Genomic DNA, 19,266 nt, shown 5'->3' with positions numbered 1-19,266 from the left:
ATTAATGTATAATATAAGTTACTATAAATTGGCTTATATCAAATTTTAATTACAATTATTTATGTTGTTTATTTTTTTTTTGAATAATAAATTTAGCAAAACTAAAATCAACTTTCCTTTCCCTTCTCAAGGAAAGAAGCCAGCTTTTCAACTATTTTTATCTCCAGCCAAAACATTAGCAATAAGCAACATAGCATTGCTATTATGCCTAATACCCATAGCAGCCAAAGCCCAACAAACCATCACCCCCGCCGATGGTACAGGTACAGTTGTTGACCCTCAGGGTAATAACATCAATATCAGTGGCGGTAGTTTGAGTAGTAATCAAGCCAACCTCTTCCACAGCTTCAGCAAATTTGGACTCGATGCCAATCAAACAGCTAACTTTTTATCGCAACCATCAATACAAAATATCCTCGGTAGAGTCACAGGTGGCGAAGCATCCTTAATCAACGGCTTAATTAGAGTCAGTGGCGGTAATTCCAACTTATATTTAATCAACCCGGCAGGCATTATATTTGGACAAAATGCCAGTTTAAATGTCCCAGGCTCATTTACAGCCACCACAGCCAACCGCCTCGGCTTTGGAAATGATAACTGGTTAAATGCCGTAGGCAGCAATGACTACAGCCAACTGATTGGCGCACCCAATAGTTTCGCTTTTGATGGGAGTGTAGCCAGTGCCATATTCAATCAAGGTAATTTGGCTGTGCCATCTGGGAGTAATTTGAGTTTATTTGCCGGTACAGTTGTCAGTACAGGGAATTTGTCTGCACCTGGTGGTAACGTGACGATTGCTACTGTGCCTGGTAGTAGCATACTGCGTTTAAGTATGCCGGGGAATCCTTTGAGTTTGGAAATTCAACCGCCTAATTCTACTAGTAATAATCTGGTATCGAATTCTTTACCAGCGTTGTTAACTGGTGGTGGTGCGGGGAATGTTTCTGGTGTGATGGTGAATAATGGTGAGGTGCAGTTAGTTGGTTCTGGCTTGGCTGTTAACAATGGTGATGTTGTGAGCATCGGTAACATTGTTGCTTATGGTGCAGCTACTATTAATGCTACAGGTAATATCACAACTGGAAATATCACGACTGCTGACAGAATTAATGGTACAGCAGGTGGAGTTACGTTAACAGCAGGCGGTAATATCACAACCAACAATATTAACACTTCAGCATTCAGCCGTTTTGGCACTGCTACAGCCGGTGCAGTCAATTTAACAGCAGGTGGTAGTATTAAAACTAATAATATTGATACTTCAGCAGCATTAACATTGGGAATAGCTACATCTGGTGGAGTCACGTTAACATCTGGCAGCAATATTACTGTTGGAAGCATTAATACCACAGCTATGAGTTTTGATGCCCGAAATATCCGGCTCGTCGCTATATCCAATCTACCCGATCAAAATATTCCACTCTTTGCCCAAGGCGGTGATGTCAATATTTCAGCCAATGGAACTGTTAGGATAGTGGGAGAAATTTTTGATCGTGGTCAGCCTACAGGTAATTCTATTTTTACTAGTGCATTTAATCAGCCTGGCGCTGTAAAAATTCAGCATGACGGAGGAATAAATAACGTCCCATTTATTGTTGGCGATGCAAGCTTGAATGGTACAGCAGCAGCAATTAATGTTAGTCAGTTTCGTCCTGTTGGTTTTGATCCGATTAGCAGAATATTGTTCCTAGATAGTACAAATTCACAAATTTCTCCCACATCAGCAGTTAATACTTTTCCAGTAAAACCTCTAGGAGGAACTGCTGATGGCACTCCTAGTAGAATTTCTATTATTTCTCTTAATACACCTCCTACTTTATCAGGTAATTCAAATTTATTAAATATTCAACCAAATCAGTCTTTTACATTTAGATTTGATTCATTAAATATCAATCTGAATGATCTAAATAATGATAATCACAACATAGTTTTTGATGGGATATTGTCTGGCTCTCTTAATTTCCAAAATGGAACCTTAGTTACTCCAGGAACAATTCTGAATGCAAATACGATTTTGGTGTACACACCGCCACAAGGTTCTTTTGGTCAAATTCCAGCTTTTACTGTTAGAGTTAGTGACGGTGTTTCTGAGTCTGTATCACAACAAATCAACATCAACGTTACTCCTTCATCAGTGCCACCAATAATTACAAATAATCCTCCTGACATAGAACCAATTAATTTGCCGACTTTAGAAATAAATAATTTTTTCAATCCAGAAACAAATAATCTATTGACTGTAGACCTCAATAATTTTGTTAACTTAGAAGAAGATAAAATTGCTACCAAGGTAACAAGATCAGAAAAAAATAAATTTCTTTTAGAAACAGAAGTAGATGGAGCTATAGATAAGGCGATATCTAAAATTGATACCAGGTTTACTAACCAGTTTGTAGAATACTTAGGTATAGACAGACCTGTGATGAAAACTATTCAAGAAGTTCGTGATACCTTAGTAGATATTGAAACTGCCACAGGTGGGAAACCTGCTTTAATTTACATTTCTTTTATACCCAAAACTGTCAAGGGTAATGTTTTACTAGAGCAAAACCTCACACCACAAGACGACGATATTTTAGAGTTATTAATGTTGACAGGAAAGGGTGTGCCGATTCGGAAAGTAGTAAATGTAACGCGATCGCAACTGTTAGCAGTGAATAAAACATTTACCAACTACGTCACCAATCCAGGTTCGGGGAGAAACCACATTACTCCTAGCAAACTACTATACAATTGGCTAATTGCACCACTGAATTCTCATCTGCAAGAACGGCAAATTAATAATCTAGTTTTTATCACGGATGTGGGCTTGCGATCGATGCCCATAGCAGCAATTTATGATGGTCAACAGTATCTAATTGAAAACTACACTGTCAGTTTAATGCCTAGTTTCAGTCTAACTGATACCAAGTATGTTGACATTAAAAAAGCTGAAGTTTTGGGAATGGGTGCATCTCAATTCATGAACTTAGACCCACTACCATCTGTACCGTCAGAGTTAACTACTATCACTCAGAAGCTTTGGTTTGGTAGAGCTTTCTTAAATGAAGACTTCACTTTGAAAAATCTTACCGCCCAACGACAACAAAAAGCCTTCGGGATTGTTCACCTCGCTACCCACGGGGAATTCAAATCAGGTGTGGCCGGTAACTCTTACATTCAATTGTGGGATAGTCAACTTCAAATGAATCAGATGCGTCAACTCGGTTGGAATAACCCACCTGTGGAACTAGTGGTACTGAGTGCATGTCGTACAGCTTTGGGTGACAAAGAAGCAGAATTTGGTTTTGCTGGCTTTGCGGTGCAATCTGGTGCTAAATCTGCATTGGCGAGTTTATGGTCTGTCTCAGATGAAGGTACTTTTGGTTTAATGACCCAATTTTACGAAAAGTTGAAACAAGCTCCTGTCAAAGTTGAAGCTCTCCGACGAGCGCAAGTAGCAATGCTGAAGGGCGAAGTGCGGTTAGAAAGCGGAAAACTCAGAACTGCTCGTGGTGATGTACCTTTACCAGAAGTCTTAGTAGAACTTGGCGACAAAAAATTGACTCATCCCTTTTTCTGGTCTGCTTTTACGATGATTGGTAATCCTTGGTAAGAGAGAGTAGGCGATCGCTAATTTGTGATGGTAAAATGCACTCAAAAGCCGCACTCTTGTTATTGTTACTACATAATTCAGAATAATGAGTAATTAACCGCAGATAAACCCAGATAATTTATCTGAATGTATCTGTGATTTTATTTTAATTTAACTGCGATTCGGCACTATATCAAATGAAATTCAACTCAACACCTGCTCTGCTTCCACAGCATTAATTTGGTCGAGAATATGCCAAATTTCTTGCAACATTGGCTCTAAACCAGTGCGAGTTACAGCAGAAATCACAAAAACAGGAGCAGAAGAAAGATGATTTAATTGCGTAGATAAAGCTTCTAAATCAACTGTTTCCCTATCAACTGCGTCAATTTTATTCAATGCTAAAATTTGCGGACGTTCTGCTAAACCTCGTCCGTACGCTTGCAATTCTTGCTCAATTGTATTGTAATCTCTAATGACATCATCGCTAGTTGCATCAATTAAATGCAACAGCACCCTTGTACGCTCAATGTGGCGTAAGAAATCATGTCCCAAACCTGCACCTTCGGCTGCACCTTCAATCAATCCGGGAATATCGGCAAATACTGTACCATCACCAGTGGGTTTACGCACTACACCTAAATTTGGCACAAGGGTAGTGAAGGGGTAATCAGCAATTTTCGGTCGCGCAGCTGATAATGATGAAATTAAGGTAGATTTACCAGCATTTGGCAAACCAATAATTCCAACTTCAGCTAATAGTTTCAACTCCAGACGGAGCATTTTTCTTTCCCCTTCTAAACCAGGGAGGGCGTATTCTGGGGCGCGGTTGCGGTTACTTAAAAAATACTGATTTCCTAGCCCACCTTTACCGCCTTTGGCAATTACCAGGGTTTGTTCAGGCTCAACTAAATCGCCGATAAGTTCATCAGTTTCTGCATCATAAATTGCTGTACCACAGGGAACTTCGATGATTAAATCTTTACCGGATGCACCAGTACAGTTATTAGGGCCACCTCGACCACCATTTTGTGCCTTAAAAAGATGGTTATATTTGAAGTCTAAAAGAGTTTGGAGATTTTCTACAGCGTGAAAAATTACTGAACCACCCCATCCGCCATTTCCGCCGGAGGGGCCACCAGCTGGTACGTACTTCTCTCTGCGGAAGGCGACAATACCATCGCCACCCTTACCAGCTTCAACTTCAATTTCTACTTGATCAATAAATTTCATATTCTTACGGTGCTGAGTTGTGAGTTCTAAATTATAAATTCTTTAATCAATACTTAGCTCTTTATTCTTTACTTTTAACTCAGAACTCAATACTCAGCATTCAGAACTCAGTACTTAAATATATGGCGTGACATCCTCACCGCAATCATCTGCCAAATAGGAGAGAGCGCGAAAACGTAAACCTACAAGTTGCTCATAAAGTGGATTAATCTTACACAAAGGTGGTATGTGAACAATTTTACGTCCAAATAAAGTGACATCCCGTTCAAAGGGACATTGAGAAGGAATCATTTTACATAAGAATCTGGCAACTCTGGGGTCTTGAACATCTAGCCCATCTAGCCAATCGCGTAGAGAGTTGAGTCTTTCCTGGGGTGATAATTTGGATATACCGGGTGGAGGAACTAACTGGTCTTGAATTTCTAGGGTATGCCGGAGAGCTTGTATAATATCCTCTGGTTGTTCTAAAGCTTGGCAGAACTGATGCAGAACTTGATCTTCGCTAGAAGAATATGTACCATCAGCGATCGCTACCATGACAGCTGTACGTAAAAAATTTTCGGCGGCTGGTGTGGCTTTACCCAACACGGCGGCTAATTCTTCTGGTGTAATTACCTCTAAGGACTCCCATTGCAAGTTAGGGGCTAATTCTTCTTTGGTGAGACTGGTAATTAATTGTTGTTCATGCTCATCAAAGTCACCATCTGCCCAAGCGATTGTTAACAGTCCACGTAACCAAGCTGCAATTTGTTCGCTAGTATAGGGGGATTGAACGGCACTAGTCATAAACTCACGCCTCCAGCTTTCTTGTCAATACTAGGCTACCTTGAAGGTAGCTGATTGCACAGTTAGCTAACACGCTTTTAAGATTTTGAGTTTCAGTCTCTAGTGAGTTACGTGCAGTTTATTGATAACAGGAATTTTGAGAGTGCGATCGCTTCCAATACTTTTCGGTTAAAAATTAAACCAAAGGGAGTATGTTTATACTCGTAACTTGGCCGTAGCAGTTTGAATAACTTAACTTCCTAAAATGTTGGAGTCGGTGGCTAGAGTTTTGGCGGCTGCTTGCATTAAATCTATCTCTGCTGGTAACCAAGTACGCGGCTCGTGACATTGATGAGCTACCAGCAATCCCCACAATCCCTTGGGTACTAAAATGGGGACAACTAAGTTGGCACGCACCTGGATGCTTTGGAGAAAATCTCGGTGACAAGTTTCCAAAGGTTCTGTATCAATATCAGCGATCGCTCTGACTCTGCCAGCTAAATACAAAGCTGCATATTCATCAGTAAAACAATTCTCTTGCCCTGTGGAACCTAAAATTGAATATTTCTCTGAACTTAAGGATTCAAAAGTTACCTGTCCCTGCCACTGCCAATAAAAATAATATAATACTACGCGATCGACCTGAAGCGATTCTCTTAGTTGATTGGTTGTTTGTCTAATTAATTCATCACGCTGCATTGTTATGACAAGGCGCTCTAATACTCTTCGCAACCCCTGTTCAACAGGTTTGTTTGATCTGGGGTCAAATTCTGGGTAAGAATGAATTTGCACAGTTCTACTAAACACAAGTTAAGGCAAGTCTCTAAAAATTCTATAGCAGTTTATCAAATATTTCATTATAAAAAATTATCTTGGATGAATATTATTGATTTGATTGTTATCAAATTAAATCTTAAGTGTGTTATTTCTAATAATCTGAAAATACAAAACTTTTTATTCTAAAATTGTTGTATAACTTATAATTTCGATTTAAAAAATCAAGATTATTTTAAACTTTGTTATTTTCATCTTCAGAAGTTGATGAGATGCTAGAAGTGAAGGCGTGCATTTGAACAAGGAAACATTTTTGCCAATCACTACAAGTACTGATTGAAATTTGATTAAGTTGGTATTTATGAAATATTTTGCCTAATTTCATCATACTTGGCACGGACTGTCTGAATATCCTGCCACATCAACCATTTAGGACTGCCTTTTTCCTTAGAAGGATTACGTAATAAGTAAGAGGGGTGAAAAATTGGCATACACAAACGCCCTTGCCATTCTATCCACTGTCCGCGAATTTTGGTAATTCCGGCTTTTTCGCCAGTTAATCCTTTGACGGCTGTTGCACCTGTTAACAAAATGATTTTAGGGTCAACTAAGCGAATTTGTTCTAATAAATATGGTATGCAAGCTGCCATTTCGTTGGGAGTTGGAACCCGATTATTGGGGGGTCTGCATTTATTGATATTCCCAATGTATACATCATGCTCAGTAGTCAAGTTCACAGATTCCAATATTTTTTCTAGCAGTTGCCCAGACCTACCAACAAATGGTAAACCTGTTTCGTCTTCGCTTTGACCTGGTGCTTCTCCGATAATCATGATTGGCGCTTTGAGATTACCGCGTCCTACCACAGCATGAGTGCGAGTTTGTCCCAATTCACAACGCTGACATTGGTTGCAGTGTTGTGCCAATTCAGTCATATTGGCATAGGTTCCCGAAGAGATGGGAATTTTGGCATCTGTTGGAATCAGTTCTTTTTGGTCAAAGTTAGATTCGCCAAAGAGACTGAGTTGAATGTCGCTGCTCATGAAACTACGCTTCTTGGGATCGGCACCTGATGTTTAATTTTAGGAAAATCTCGTTATGTCTGTTTGTTGCTCAATAGTGAAATTGGCACGAGTTCCATTGTAGCAGCGAATTTAGGTCATGATAAAAATAATGCGCTCAAGAAAAGTATGTTGTACACCCCTCTTTTTGAGAATCGTACCCAGGCGGGTGAAGAGTTGGCGCGAGTGATTCATAATGTGTTGCTCAAGCAAACCATTGATTCTGGTATCAAGCCTGTACCAATTGTCTACGCTTTGCCGAGAGGGGGTATACCAGTAGCAGCACCAATCGCACGTCTTTTAGATTGTCCTTTGACGATAGTTGTAGCTAAAAAAATTAGTCATCCAGATAACCCGGAGTTGGCAATTGGTGCAGTAACTTCTTCTGGGGATGTTTTGTGGAATGAACCAAAGCTGTGTCGCTGGAAATATACCTCACCCTGGCGGGAAGCTGCACTAAATCAAGCAATTAATCAAGCTCAAGCTTTAGAAGCGTATTTTAGTTCTGCTTGTCCACCCGTAAATCCAGAAGGCGCGACTTTAATTTTAGTTGATGATGGGATTGCCACGGGGATGACTATGGCAGTAGCTGCAATGGCGATGAAAAAGCTTTCTCCAGCAGCAGTTTGGTTATGTACGCCAGTCGCACCGCCAAATTTACAGCCTTGGTTGCAGCAGTGGTGCGATCGCATAATTTTTTTAGAAACACCAGAACTATTCCGTAGCGTGAGTAATTTTTATGCAGAATTTCCCCAAGTAGAAACTGAAGAAGCGCTAGTTTATCTCCAAGAGGCGAGGGACTGGGAGGGAGATGAGGAAGCAGGGAGGAGGGAGCAGGGAGAAGAGAACTAATGACTATTTACCAATAGTTCCTAAATGGTACAAACCCCCACATTTATCTGTGGAATCAATCTAAAATCTAAAATTGTTTGACTATTGCTGGTATTGCATGGCTTTAGCGTAATCACCCAAGGCGTAGCAAGCAACTTTCAGACTTGCAAGGGCCTGTTCTTCAATCCGGCGATCTTTGATACTTCTGGCTAGGAGTAAGCGTTGTTCATAATATTTAATTGCTTTGCTATAGTCTCCCAAGGCTTCACAAGTAACGCCTAAGCTACCTAGAGATTGTTCTTCACTTCGTTTATCTTTTAATTCTCTAGCTAGTTGCAAACGCTCTTCATAATAAATAATGGCTTTGCCATAATCACTAGTAGCATAACAAGCATTGCCTAAATTTTTCAGTACCTGAATGGCACTTCGAGGGTTGTTGAGGATACGTGCCATTTTGACACACTGTTCATAGTAGGCGATCGCTTTTGGGTAATTGTCCAAAGCATACCAAGCATTACCCAAATTTTTCAGTACCTGTTCTATACCCCAGTTATCTTGGAGTTCCTGCACAAGTTTTAGGCTTTGTTCTTGATATTCAATCGCCCGTGTAAAGTTGGCTGCTGCTTTATAAACTAATCCTAGGTTATTCAAGGCTGCAACCTGACTCCGCTTGTCTTGCAACTTGCGGGTGATTTTTAAACACTCTTCTAAATATTTGATGGCTTTGTTATGGTCATTCAGGTGACGGTAAGCATTACCTAGATGGGAAAATGCCTGCATCTGCACAGATAGATCAGGTATCTCTTTTTTCAAGGCTAGACACTGCTGGGCGTAAGAAATAGTACTCTTATAATCTCCAGAAGCGTAAGTTACTACTGCTAATAACGATAGTGCTTGCTCTTGTTGTTGTATATCTCCAACTGCTTCAAACAACTCCAGAGATTTTTGCAACGACTTCAACGCCGCTATTAGTTCTCCAGCTTGCTGCTGTTGTACTGCTTCGCGCAGTAGTTGAGATGCTTTCAATAACTGAGTGTCGTTTTCTTCAGCCAGCATTTCTCCTGGCACATTTTGGTCAAATTCATGGGTAATGGTATTGCGCTTGATTGGTGTGAAGTTGGTTGCAGGTACTGGCGCAGGAGAGGTATTTTTGAAGTTATTTTTCCATTCACCGTCTGACATCGACCAATTCCTGTTAAATAGGCTAATAAATCAAGTGTTCCCAAAATCAATGTTTATCTTTCATCTAGAATGATTACTCTAGTAATGTTGATTTATAGATGTAGTCAGAGATGTTAGGACAGCATTGATTACTACTTAGCACTTTGCCATAACACTGAGGTTGATGATGAAAAGACTGTTAGAACCAGAAGTGATGGACACTTGGGAAGAAGCCATTGATTATGATGCAATGGATTTTACCGAAGTCAATACTGCTTTTGCCAAGGAAGCGATCGCTCTTTGTCTCACAGAACAATGTTTAGTATTGGATGCTGGGACTGGGACTGGCCGCATTCCTGTTTTAATTTGCCAAATGCGTCCCCAATGGCAATTTAGAGCGATTGATTTAGCCCAGAATATGCTACAAATTGCGGCACAACATATTCAGCATGGTGGTTTGCAACAGCAAATTTGCTTGGAATTGGTGGATGCGAAACAGTTACCTTATGAAGCTGAGGCATTTGATTTGGTTGTTTCCAATAGTCTGGTTCACCATTTACCCGATCCATTGCCATTTTTTCGAGAAATCAAGCGTGTCACAAAACCCAACGGTGGTATTTTTATTCGTGATTTATTGCGTCCGGTGGATGAAATGACCATGAATGCTTTAGTTGCAAACATTGGTAATGAATATAATCAGCATCAGCAAAAATTGTTTCGTGATTCTCTCCACGCCGCACTCACACTAGATGAGGTGAATCAGTTAGTTACTAGTGTGGGTTTAGTCGGGGTGAAAGTTTATCAATCAAGCGATCGCCACTGGACGGCTGAACGAAGTTGTAACTATTCAATCTGATAAATTCGGCAAGACTTATCTCTACGACAAAGATTTATCTATTCATTGGTGTTTTTGTAGTCCATACCTCTTCAAATTCTGCTCTAGTTATCCCAAATTCTTGCATATCCTCTTGCTGTAGCGGTTTATCAGATAACATTCCATAATTGTCTGAAAAATGGCTACCATCATAAAATAATACATTACCGTTTTCGTAAACTTCTATTTGTCTGACGGGATATAAATTATAACCAATCTCTAGAAAGTAAGTACTAGTACCCCAAGCATCGTAGTCGCCTCCCAGGCTTTCATCCCAGAACCATTTACAATATTTTTTGACTTTGGTTGATAAAGACATTGTTTTTTGCTCATTTTGGGACTGTTAGTTTTAACCTAGAACTACAAAAAGCTGATTTTTGTAATTCTAGGTTATGTAAACATTTATCAATAAACTTAATTTATTAGCGCTTTTCGCAATTTTTGCTTTAAAATAGCTTTCCCTTGATTAATTAACTTTCAATATCTGCAAGGGTTAGCATTAATCGCAATAAGTTTATCTTACAACAATATTTCTAATTTTTGTGTCATCGTCTGAGCGCAGCATATCGCGTACTTCCATTAAAATTATGTCTAGCTCCACAACCCCAGTACTAGGCAATGAAAAATTTTATACAAATTTTGTACATAAGTACATTACATGCTAGTTTAGTTGTGTTTTTATTGGTAAGGCGATCGCAAACTCTGTACCTTCTCCAACTTCTGATATCACTTCTATTTTACCTTGATGTTTTTCAACTATCTGATAACAAATACTCAAACCCAAGCCAGTTCCTTTACCTACTGGTTTAGTTGTGAAAAAAGGGTCAAAAAGTTTATGCTTAATAGCTAACGGAATTCCATGACCATTATCTTTGATGCTAACCTTGATGCAATTATTATTTATTTTTAATGTATCTATTATAATTTGTTTTTTTGTATTACTATCTTTCTCTGTCAAAGCATCTATAGCATTACTTAAAATATTCATAAATACCTGATTAAGCTGTGCTGGATAGCATTCAATTAAAGGTAGATCATGATAATTTTTAATAATATTTATTTCTGACTTTATTTTGTGATTTAAAATTAATAAAGTATTATCAATGCCTTCATGAATATCTACCTCTTTCATATCAGCTTCGTCTAAGCGGGAAAAGTTACGTAAAGATAATACAATCTCACGAATTCGTTGCGCTCCCATTTTCATGGATGAAAGTAAATTAGATAAATCTTGACTAATAAATGTTAAATCAATATCTTCAATTTTTTCTGCAATGATACAGCTTGGCTCTGGATATTGTTGTTGATACAAATCTACTAATTGCAATAAATCTTTAATATATTCATCAGCACATTGAATATTACCATAAATAAAATTAACAGGGTTATTAATCTCGTGAGCTATACCTGCTACCATCTGCCCTAGAGAAGACATTTTTTCTGTTTGAATTAATTGCCCTTGAGTTTCTTTTAAATCTTGCAGTATTTTTTGTAGTTCCTGAGTACGTTCTTCTACTCGTTGTTCTAAAGTTTGACGAGCTAATTCTAGTTCTTGGGTGCGTTCTTCTACCCGTTGCTCTAAAGTTTGGCGAGCTAATTCTAGTTCCTGAGTATAATCTCCTACCCATTCTACTAATTGGTTTAAAGAACTAGCTAATGTCCCGACTTCATCTTTACTTGTGACATGCGCTCTGAGTTGAAAATTTGATTCTTGGGTAATCTTCCTTGCAACGCTAGTAACTACTTGTAAAGGGTGAGCAATTAAATTGCTGGTATATAGCGCGAGTATTGCAGCGATCGCAACTGATACTAGCATACTTCCTACAATAACTTTCACTCGCAATTTTTGAGCATTATAAAAGCTAGTATTTGCGTACTGTTTTTGAAGTTCAGCATGTCCTATCAGCCGAGTTAACTCGTCTGATAGTTGTTCAAATTGCACGGGAATATTAGTTGTTTTTTCTATATTTAGAAAATTTAATATTTTTTGTTGCTGATTTTTATTCTTTTGTAATAATGAGCTTTTTTGCTCAATCTGTTGCCAAAAATCTTTTACAATCTTTGTATATATCTCTGTGCTTTTTTCATAACTATGCAATAAATTATGTAAATCTCCGTGATTTAATAATAAATCATTTTGATAAATATTTATAAAATTGTCTAGTTCCGCTATTTTCTGCTTTACTTGGGAGATTTCATCTAAAAATCTATTTTTTTCAAATTCTAGCCAAATTGAATTATCTAATACGGTAACTAATCTTTGAGGATGTAGTCTGACGCTAGTTACCGTATTTTCTAAATCTTTTAATAGTGCTTGCTGCTGATAAGCAAGAATTAGCTGTTTATGGGCATAAGTTTCGTAATGGTATGCTAACAGTAAACCACTTGTTGCACCTATAAAAGTAATCCCAACTGCTACAGTGTAGCCATAACTAATTTTTTGAGCAATGCTCCAGTGATTACTTAATTTAAATAGCCAGATTAAAACTTTTTTAAAACCATTTTTTTTAGCAGCGCTCATTTATTTAAGAATTTGAATACTATCTAAAGAAAACTTCCTTCTCCCATTTTTTGATAAACTTCACGAATCATGTTGTAGTCAGTATCATTTGCTGCTGTCAAACTTGCTCCTTGAAATTTTTTGTCAGCCACTACAATACTTTGAATTAGTTTATCCTGATTTGCAAGCATCCGCGATCGCATATCTGCTACAAAGTCAGATGTAAGTTGGTTACTACCAACAAACACATCATTAGGTAGTAGCGAACCCTTAACTATTACAGAAAAATCTTTCCCTGACAATTTTTCCTTAGCCAGTTCATTGTTGTATGTATCAGATGCCGTCACCCACGCATCTACCTCACCTTTGTTTAAGGCTTGTAGTCCTTTATTCCCCAACATGACAATTTTGACATCTTTTTTTGGGTCTAACCCACCATCTATAAGTAGTTTTGTTGGGCCAATATGACCAGAAGTTGAGCCAATGCTTCGCATAGCAATTGTTTTGTCTTGTAATTGAGCTAATGATTTAACTTTGCTATCTGCACGGACAACAATAATTGAATGGTAGTTAGGACGCTTGACACCGATTATGGGAATAGATTTAGCTCTCGCATTTAAAATTAAGTATTCTGAAGGGCCTGCAAAAGCAATATCTAGCTTACCTGATACTAATGCTGATGCAGCAGCTGTCCGGTTTTCAACTAAAAAAAACTCAATTTTTACACCTAATACTTCTTCTAATGTCTTTCGTAATTCTCCATAATCTTCTTCTAATTCTTTAAGATTATTGACATCTGTGACTGTGAATTTGAGATTTTTTGGAGCAGCTATTGATATCTCCGAATTTTGTTTACTCGAATTACATGCTGTTATAAAACCAGATAAAAATAGGAGCGAATAACTAAGCAGTTTTCGGCGTTTCATAATTATTATTACTTGTGAAATTTTAATATTTGCGAACAATAAATAATCAAAATAAAAGAAACAAAAGATTTAAAAAAGTGGTAGATGACTTAACTTAACTAAGTAAGAATACAATAATGAAGATAATCCCTGATAAATGCAGATGTCTCATTCCTGAATAGTGAATCACCCAATTTCTTGAGTAATACAACCACTTATATTATTTAGAAACTATATTAATAGCTTCTGTAAGATTACTGAATTTATTTATAAAAAATCTAATTATTAAATAAATATCTTTATATTTAATGCAGAAATGTTGATGCGTTGTCAATGTTAACCCAAGGTTATCATCTGTTTATAAAATAAATTGCTATAATTTTTTGGCTTAATTAAAACTCTAGCGAAAGGATAAACATACTTATCTCAGCGGTTAGGATTGCTATAAAATTTACCGAGTACGGTAAACTGCCATACAATACTTAACAACTATCCTTTAAAATTAAGACTAGAAAGTAAATTGAGGAGCCGCCAGGATGCAAACTTCATACGATTCTGATAAGCGCAAACTGCTATCATCTCTGTGTCATGGGGCAATTTTCTTTAGTACAGCATTTTTTTCGATTGGCGTACCCATTGTTATTAACATCATCTCAGATGACCCTGTTGTTAAAAGTAACGCCAAAGAATCGATAAATTTTCACTTCAATGTTTGGTTTTGGGCAACTTTAATTGGAGTACCAATTGCAGTTTTATCTTGGCTCACTTTTGGTATTGGTGGACTTTTGTTCTTTCCTGTTGTGGCTTTTGGCTTTTTGTTACACTGGGGACTGACAATTTGGGCGCTGCTACACTGCTTCAGCAATCCTGATGAACCGTTCCGTTATCCGTTTATTTTCCGGGTGTTCTAATCGTTATGCGTTTAATAAAGTTGGTAAAGGGATGAGTGAATCATCCCTTTTTTATGCTTTGCAATTGAATAGTCAGTCGATGCGATCGCATTGCAAGACGATACAATCGCAATGCAGGCAATACGATCGCATTGCCAGACGATACAATCAAATTGCAGACTGATACAATCGCATTGCAGGACGATACAATCAAATTGCAGACTGATACAATCACATTGTCAGTCTTACAATTAATATTCTCGATTCCTACACCCTCACCTGAGCCGGGATTCTTTGAGTTTGCAAATAACGATAAAGACGATTTAAAGCATTGAGATGAGCGTAAGCCGCGGCTACTACAATATCAGTGTCAGATGCTTGCCCAGAAAATATCTTATCTTGATGTGCCAAGCGAATTGTTACTGTTCCCAAGGCATCAATTCCACCAGTTACTGATTGCACAGAAAACTCAATTAGTTGATTGGGAATTTGTACTAAGCGATTCATCGCTTGATAAACTGCATCTACTGGCCCTGTACCTACACTTGCATCGGTGAGGATTTTGCCATCAGGAGTCACAACTGTAATAGTTGCTGTTGGACATGTGCAGTCACCGCAAACCACTTGGATGTGTTCGAGTTGAAAGCCGCTTTCTACCTGATTTTGAGTTTCATCCCGAACGATCACTTCTAAATCCCAATCCGATATTTCTTTTTTCTTGTCTGCAACTTCTTTAAATCGGTTGAAGGCTTTGTTTAAGTCTGCGTCACTCAATTCAAATCCTAATTCCTTCAACCTTGTACGAAACGCATTTCGTCCAGAGTGCTTGCCTAAAACAATACGATTTTCTGGCAAACCAATCGATGCAGCCTCCATGATTTCGTAGGTTTGGCGATGCTTGATGATGCCATCTTGATGAATACCAGATTCATGGGCGAAAGCGTTAGCTCCTACAATGGCTTTATTGGGTTGAATCAGCATCCCGGTTAATTGAGAAACCAAAGAAGAAGTTTTGTAAATCTCCTGAGTTTTGATGTTGGTGAGTGGTGCATCAGCATTAACAGGACGGCCAAAGTAAGAATTGAAATAATGTTTGCGTACCTGCAAAGCCATGACAATTTCTTCTAGTGCAGCATTCCCGGCGCGTTCTCCGATGCCGTTAATTGTACACTCCACTTGACGCACACCATTTTCGATCGCGGCTAAAGCGTTAGCTGTTGCCAAACCCAAATCATTTTGGGTATGAATGGAAAGAATTACTCTGTCAATATTTGGTACGTTTTCCCGAATTCCCTGAATCAGAATTCCTATGTCTTTAGGTGTACAGTAACCCACTGTATCAGGAATATTGATTGTGGTTGCACCGGCGGCGATCGCACCCTCTAACACCTGATATAAAAACTCTGGTTCAGTGCGGCTGGCATCCATTGGTGAGAATTCTACATCATCTACAAAAGATTTCGCATAGGTGACCATTTCTTGTGCGATCGCCAATACTTCGCTGCGGGTTTTTTTTAACTGATATTGCAGGTGAATATCAGAGGTGGAAATCATTGTGTGAATTCGCGGATGTGCTGCTGGTTTTAAAGCTTCGGCGGCGGCTTGAATATCTTGACGAATGGCTCTAGCTAAACTGCAAATGATTGGCCCGTCTGGTGTCCCGACTTGTTCGGCAATGGTTTTGACGGCTTGAAAATCTCCCGGACTAGCAATGGCAAAACCAGCTTCTATGACATCTACACCAAGGAGTTTCAGTTGATGAGCGATCGCTAATTTCTCTTCTACGTTCAGGGTTGCACCAGGGGATTGTTCGCCATCCCGCAAGGTGGTGTCGAAGATGATAACTCTGTCTGTTGCTTGAGATGCAATGCTCATAACTGTCTCCCGTTTGGTTAAGGGAATTTTTATTTGTAGCTTTGGATATTGTATACAATCTTTTGGATTTTGTATACAATATAAAATATGAACTTAAATGATTTAGCAGCCAATGTGCTGCAACAACAACGCAGCACCCCCGATTTAATTGCCGATGCCTTACGGGAAGCAATTTTGCGCGGCATTTTTCAAGAAGGACAATCTCTCAGACAAGATGAAATCGCCACGCAATTTGGAGTGAGTCGCATTCCTGTACGGGAAGCCTTGCGACAATTGGAAGCGGAAGGTTTGGTGACACTGCATCTAAACCGTGGTGCGATGGTATCAGTGCTGACAGCCACTGAAGCGCAAGAAATTTGTGAAATTCGCAGTGCTTTGGAAGTGAAAGCGATGCAGTTAGCAATCCCTAAATTAAGCACAGCAGATTTAGAAAAAGCTGCGGTAATTCTCGAAACAACCGATCAAGCCACCGATGCAGGTTTGTTAGCGCAACTGAACTGGGAATTTCACGCCGCACTTTACACCAGCGCTGAACGTCCGCGACTATTGATGATGGTGAAAAACCTGCATGTAAATTGCGATCGCTATGTGCGTGTGCAGATGGCACAAATGGATTACCAAGAACGTTCTCAAAAAGAACACTATCAACTGTTAGATGCTTGCAAAAAGCAAGACACAAAAACTGCTGTGCGATTATTAAAACGCCACATCGATACCGCAGGCGAACAGTTAGTTAATTACTTGCTGCAAAAATCTCAATAGCGCAAAAATTATTGCTACATGAATTTAATTTGTGCTGATTTAGTTGAAAAAGTAGCGTTGCTGAATTTAGGGATGAAATAATGAACCGCAAAGTACGCAAAGTACGCATTCTCTACGAGAGGCTTCCGCCAACGCGCAGCGTCTCGTAGAGAAGAAGAGGTTTTGAGAGATAAATATCAGAAAATCATCCCGCATTTATGCAACACCGAAAAAGTTATGCAGTATCCCCGCAACTATGCAGATATTAATTTGCTGCAACTCCAACAAAAATTGTAAGATAGCAACAAATCTTTGCACTAAACATTAAGGCTATTTTTTGGAACACTGCACAACAAAGTTTCTTTTAAATACTATCAGCAGAACTAAATTAACAATGAGAACCAAGTTTATTTTTGAATCCAGGGTGTAATTTATCTGAGTAGCCTGGTTACTCTAACATCATATTCAGTGCCTTTGGGATGTTCACTTCTGGCCTGAACCCGTGCCATACCATCTGCTTTTTCTTTTGACTCAGCGCTAATCTCGTATCGTGACGTTCCGCATTGATAGGTATTGTTGGTTTGATCGGCATATTCCTTAATATCAACCAACACCTCAAAAGTGTGAACCATTGGAACCTCCTGGTGCAAATTGCACACGGTGGAAATTAATATCAAGTATATAAACTTAAAGAATTTCAATTAGACAAGCAATACAATTATTTATCTAACATATCAAATTTTAAAGAATCTTGTTAGTTATTTATCTGCTTCCGTAAAATCTTTGGTATAAACAAGCGATCACTACTATTCCATTAAATCATCGCTTGCAGATTCGCCGGGATAAAAGCTTTCAGCGAAAATTTCCGCCAATGAATACGAAGATTTCTGAGGAAAAGTTGAGAGTGGTAGATTCGTTTCTCCTGATGCTAAATCCTTGGCGTTTTCGTAAGTTTCCTGAAGTGCTGCCTCCAAGTAAGGCTGTAAACTAGGATTTTCGCCTAATAATTTAAGTATTTCACGCCGTTGAATGCGAATTGTAGCTAACCAGCTACGACTACGTTTAGTAGGTTGATATTCCCATTTCAACAAATGTCCAGTTAATACACTGAGACGATTTCGTAATTCTTGACGTTCTTTTCTTCCCAACGATTCAATTTCCTCGATTAAATTAGACAAGTCAAGTTGATACCATTGTTGATGACGGAGTAAGTGAGCTTGTTGCTGAGTCCAAGCATAAAAATCAGTTTCATAGAGATTTGTTTGTTTGCTTGGTGGTGTCTGCATAGTTAAAATCTAATAAAATTAAGAGCGATTTGATTAACTACTGCTGGAGTTGTGCTTGCAACATCTTACGGAAAGCACGTTTAGTTTGAGTTTCTCCCTGAGTTTTGCATTGTGCTAAAAACTCGTAAACCATTGATTTAGTTAATATGGAAAATGTCGCGCTAGTTGCTGATGCTTGATATTCACCTTGATATAAGAGATAAATAGTTAATTTTGTACCATTATAGCGCCAAAATTCAGGCACTTTCATTTCCTGATATAGTTGTGTTTTATTAACATCCGTATGAGTTATATCCTAGAGCGGCAAAACTAACTATAATCGAAAACCATAACTAATTATGAAAAATGGTAGACGCTCAATTTACCGTTTTACCATTTTTCTTTTTCTAAGTTAATATTTCGGACAAGTATAGAGGTTTTTGGAATCGTTGGGGAAGCTGAAGCGGTCTTATTTGACTGATTTAGAGGAGAAGGTGTTGATTGTTTTGGAGTCTGAAATCCTAGTTTAAATCTTTTATTTCATCAAATTTATTCTCGATTACTAAATAGCAAGTAATTATTCTCAGAATGAGAATTGCTGTATAGTTTTGATGTATAGGACTAGTATTTGATTTCTGAAAAAGCTCCGTACATCTGGAGAGAGAGAAAATCAAAGGTAGTGTTTCGGAGAAACCACTCAAACATCCACTTTAAATGAGAGAATGTTGGAATTAAAGCGCAAAAACGTCTAACCCAGGTTTTTGCTTGTAACCAAATATCTTCTATAGGATTTTGGGATGGGCAGTTAGGAGCAAAG

General features: G+C 38.5%; 17 protein-coding genes and 1 pseudogene. 5 read left to right on the top strand and 13 right to left on the bottom strand.

Annotated elements, in window-relative coordinates; all coding sequences use genetic code 11:
- Positions 1 to 61 precede the first annotated feature (61 nt).
- The gene (locus IQ259_RS12170; RefSeq protein WP_193884986.1) at positions 62 to 3,595 is read left to right on the top strand and encodes a CHAT domain-containing protein; all 3,534 of its coding nucleotides are present in this window, start codon (positions 62 to 64) and stop codon (positions 3,593 to 3,595) included.
- Positions 3,596 to 3,778: 183 nt separating this feature from the next.
- Here IQ259_RS12170 and obgE read toward each other — a convergent pair whose 3' ends face one another.
- The 4 genes from obgE to IQ259_RS12150 all read right to left on the bottom strand — a co-directional run bounded on the left by obgE (position 3,779) and on the right by IQ259_RS12150 (position 7,389).
- A complete protein-coding gene (gene obgE / locus IQ259_RS12165) occupies positions 3,779 to 4,807 on the bottom strand; it encodes a GTPase ObgE (protein ID WP_193884984.1) in 1,029 nt (342 codons plus the stop codon).
- Between the two features lie 114 nt (positions 4,808 to 4,921).
- Complete coding sequence (locus IQ259_RS12160; RefSeq protein ID WP_193884982.1) at positions 4,922 to 5,593, bottom strand: Mo-dependent nitrogenase C-terminal domain-containing protein; 672 nt, start codon at positions 5,591 to 5,593, stop codon at positions 4,922 to 4,924.
- 231 nt (positions 5,594 to 5,824) lie between these two features.
- Positions 5,825 to 6,364: a GAF domain-containing protein gene (locus tag IQ259_RS12155; protein WP_193884981.1), complete on the bottom strand. Its 540-nt coding sequence runs from the start codon at positions 6,362 to 6,364 to the stop codon at positions 5,825 to 5,827.
- Positions 6,365 to 6,705: 341 nt separating this feature from the next.
- A complete protein-coding gene (locus IQ259_RS12150) occupies positions 6,706 to 7,389 on the bottom strand; it encodes a uracil-DNA glycosylase family protein (protein WP_193884980.1) in 684 nt (227 codons plus the stop codon).
- A gap of 147 nt (positions 7,390 to 7,536) precedes the next feature.
- Here IQ259_RS12150 and IQ259_RS12145 point away from each other — a divergent pair, with 147 nt between their 5' ends.
- Positions 7,537 to 8,259, top strand: a complete 723-nt coding sequence (locus IQ259_RS12145; protein ID WP_193884979.1) for a phosphoribosyltransferase — start codon at positions 7,537 to 7,539, stop codon at positions 8,257 to 8,259.
- An 81-nt stretch (positions 8,260 to 8,340) separates the two neighbouring features.
- Here IQ259_RS12145 and IQ259_RS12140 read toward each other — a convergent pair whose 3' ends face one another.
- Positions 8,341 to 9,420, bottom strand: coding sequence for a tetratricopeptide repeat protein (locus tag IQ259_RS12140; RefSeq protein ID WP_193884978.1), 1,080 nt, complete (start codon positions 9,418 to 9,420; stop codon positions 8,341 to 8,343).
- Positions 9,421 to 9,586: 166 nt separating this feature from the next.
- Here IQ259_RS12140 and IQ259_RS12135 point away from each other — a divergent pair, with 166 nt between their 5' ends.
- On the top strand, positions 9,587 to 10,255 hold the full coding sequence (locus tag IQ259_RS12135) for a class I SAM-dependent methyltransferase (protein WP_193885058.1): 669 nt from the start codon (positions 9,587 to 9,589) through the stop codon (positions 10,253 to 10,255).
- A 34-nt stretch (positions 10,256 to 10,289) separates the two neighbouring features.
- Here the strand turns inward: IQ259_RS12135 and IQ259_RS12130 are convergent, their stop codons facing one another.
- The 3 genes from IQ259_RS12130 to phnD form a co-directional block, all read right to left on the bottom strand.
- On the bottom strand, positions 10,290 to 10,592 hold the full coding sequence (locus IQ259_RS12130; protein ID WP_193884977.1) for a hypothetical protein: 303 nt from the start codon (positions 10,590 to 10,592) through the stop codon (positions 10,290 to 10,292).
- 342 nt (positions 10,593 to 10,934) lie between these two features.
- On the bottom strand, positions 10,935 to 12,794 hold the full coding sequence (locus tag IQ259_RS12125; RefSeq protein WP_193884976.1) for a sensor histidine kinase: 1,860 nt from the start codon (positions 12,792 to 12,794) through the stop codon (positions 10,935 to 10,937).
- 23 nt (positions 12,795 to 12,817) lie between these two features.
- The gene (gene phnD / locus IQ259_RS12120) at positions 12,818 to 13,699 is read right to left on the bottom strand and encodes a phosphate/phosphite/phosphonate ABC transporter substrate-binding protein (RefSeq protein WP_193884974.1); all 882 of its coding nucleotides are present in this window, start codon (positions 13,697 to 13,699) and stop codon (positions 12,818 to 12,820) included.
- A gap of 515 nt (positions 13,700 to 14,214) precedes the next feature.
- On the opposite strand from phnD, the gene IQ259_RS12115 reads away from it, so the two are divergent.
- Positions 14,215 to 14,589, top strand: coding sequence for a DUF4870 domain-containing protein (locus IQ259_RS12115; protein WP_193884973.1), 375 nt, complete (start codon positions 14,215 to 14,217; stop codon positions 14,587 to 14,589).
- 246 nt (positions 14,590 to 14,835) lie between these two features.
- On the opposite strand, the gene IQ259_RS12110 is transcribed toward IQ259_RS12115, so the two are convergent.
- The gene (locus IQ259_RS12110; protein ID WP_193884972.1) at positions 14,836 to 16,443 is read right to left on the bottom strand and encodes a 2-isopropylmalate synthase; all 1,608 of its coding nucleotides are present in this window, start codon (positions 16,441 to 16,443) and stop codon (positions 14,836 to 14,838) included.
- Between the two features lie 87 nt (positions 16,444 to 16,530).
- On the opposite strand from IQ259_RS12110, the gene IQ259_RS12105 reads away from it, so the two are divergent.
- Positions 16,531 to 17,205 (top strand): GntR family transcriptional regulator, encoded by a 675-nt coding sequence (locus tag IQ259_RS12105; protein ID WP_193884971.1) that lies wholly within the window; start codon positions 16,531 to 16,533, stop codon positions 17,203 to 17,205.
- A gap of 410 nt (positions 17,206 to 17,615) precedes the next feature.
- Here the strand turns inward: IQ259_RS12105 and IQ259_RS12100 are convergent, their stop codons facing one another.
- From IQ259_RS12100 to IQ259_RS12085, 4 genes and pseudogenes are all read right to left on the bottom strand, one after another.
- Entirely contained in the window at positions 17,616 to 17,816 is a 201-nt protein-coding gene (locus IQ259_RS12100; RefSeq protein ID WP_193884970.1) for a hypothetical protein, read from the bottom strand.
- A 174-nt stretch (positions 17,817 to 17,990) separates the two neighbouring features.
- Positions 17,991 to 18,470: a DUF29 domain-containing protein gene (locus IQ259_RS12095; protein ID WP_193884969.1), complete on the bottom strand. Its 480-nt coding sequence runs from the start codon at positions 18,468 to 18,470 to the stop codon at positions 17,991 to 17,993.
- 37 nt (positions 18,471 to 18,507) lie between these two features.
- On the bottom strand, positions 18,508 to 18,714 hold the full coding sequence (locus IQ259_RS12090; RefSeq protein WP_228014496.1) for a hypothetical protein: 207 nt from the start codon (positions 18,712 to 18,714) through the stop codon (positions 18,508 to 18,510).
- A gap of 356 nt (positions 18,715 to 19,070) precedes the next feature.
- Positions 19,071 to 19,266 (bottom strand): annotated as a pseudogene (locus IQ259_RS12085) (IS630 family transposase); the annotation flags it as partial.

This window comes from Fortiea sp. LEGE XX443 (genome assembly GCF_015206815.1).
Lineage (GTDB): Bacteria > Cyanobacteriota > Cyanobacteriia > Cyanobacteriales > Nostocaceae > Nostoc_B.
The sequence above is the reverse complement of the archived record's forward strand: the minus strand, read 5'-3'. Positions and strand labels throughout refer to the sequence as shown.

Excerpts from the sequence above, each read along its gene's own strand:
- IQ259_RS12130 (WP_193884977.1), bottom strand. The coding sequence starts at position 10,592 with ATGTCTTTATCAACCAAAGTCAAAAAATATTGTAAATGGTTCTGGGAT.
- IQ259_RS12140 (WP_193884978.1), bottom strand. The coding sequence starts at position 9,420 with ATGTCAGACGGTGAATGGAAAAATAACTTCAAAAATACCTCTCCTGCG.
- phnD (WP_193884974.1), bottom strand. The coding sequence starts at position 13,699 with ATGAAACGCCGAAAACTGCTTAGTTATTCGCTCCTATTTTTATCTGGT.
- IQ259_RS12100 (WP_193884970.1), bottom strand. The coding sequence starts at position 17,816 with ATGGTTCACACTTTTGAGGTGTTGGTTGATATTAAGGAATATGCCGAT.
- IQ259_RS12135 (WP_193885058.1), top strand. The coding sequence starts at position 9,587 with ATGAAAAGACTGTTAGAACCAGAAGTGATGGACACTTGGGAAGAAGCC.
- IQ259_RS12150 (WP_193884980.1), bottom strand. The coding sequence starts at position 7,389 with ATGAGCAGCGACATTCAACTCAGTCTCTTTGGCGAATCTAACTTTGAC.
- obgE (WP_193884984.1), bottom strand. The coding sequence starts at position 4,807 with ATGAAATTTATTGATCAAGTAGAAATTGAAGTTGAAGCTGGTAAGGGT.
- IQ259_RS12125 (WP_193884976.1), bottom strand. The coding sequence starts at position 12,794 with ATGAGCGCTGCTAAAAAAAATGGTTTTAAAAAAGTTTTAATCTGGCTA.
- IQ259_RS12160 (WP_193884982.1), bottom strand. The coding sequence starts at position 5,593 with ATGACTAGTGCCGTTCAATCCCCCTATACTAGCGAACAAATTGCAGCT.
- IQ259_RS12105 (WP_193884971.1), top strand. The coding sequence starts at position 16,531 with ATGAACTTAAATGATTTAGCAGCCAATGTGCTGCAACAACAACGCAGC.
- IQ259_RS12145 (WP_193884979.1), top strand. The coding sequence starts at position 7,537 with ATGTTGTACACCCCTCTTTTTGAGAATCGTACCCAGGCGGGTGAAGAG.
- IQ259_RS12095 (WP_193884969.1), bottom strand. The coding sequence starts at position 18,470 with ATGCAGACACCACCAAGCAAACAAACAAATCTCTATGAAACTGATTTT.
- IQ259_RS12170 (WP_193884986.1), top strand. The coding sequence starts at position 62 with ATGTTGTTTATTTTTTTTTTGAATAATAAATTTAGCAAAACTAAAATC.
- IQ259_RS12115 (WP_193884973.1), top strand. The coding sequence starts at position 14,215 with ATGCAAACTTCATACGATTCTGATAAGCGCAAACTGCTATCATCTCTG.
- IQ259_RS12110 (WP_193884972.1), bottom strand. The coding sequence starts at position 16,443 with ATGAGCATTGCATCTCAAGCAACAGACAGAGTTATCATCTTCGACACC.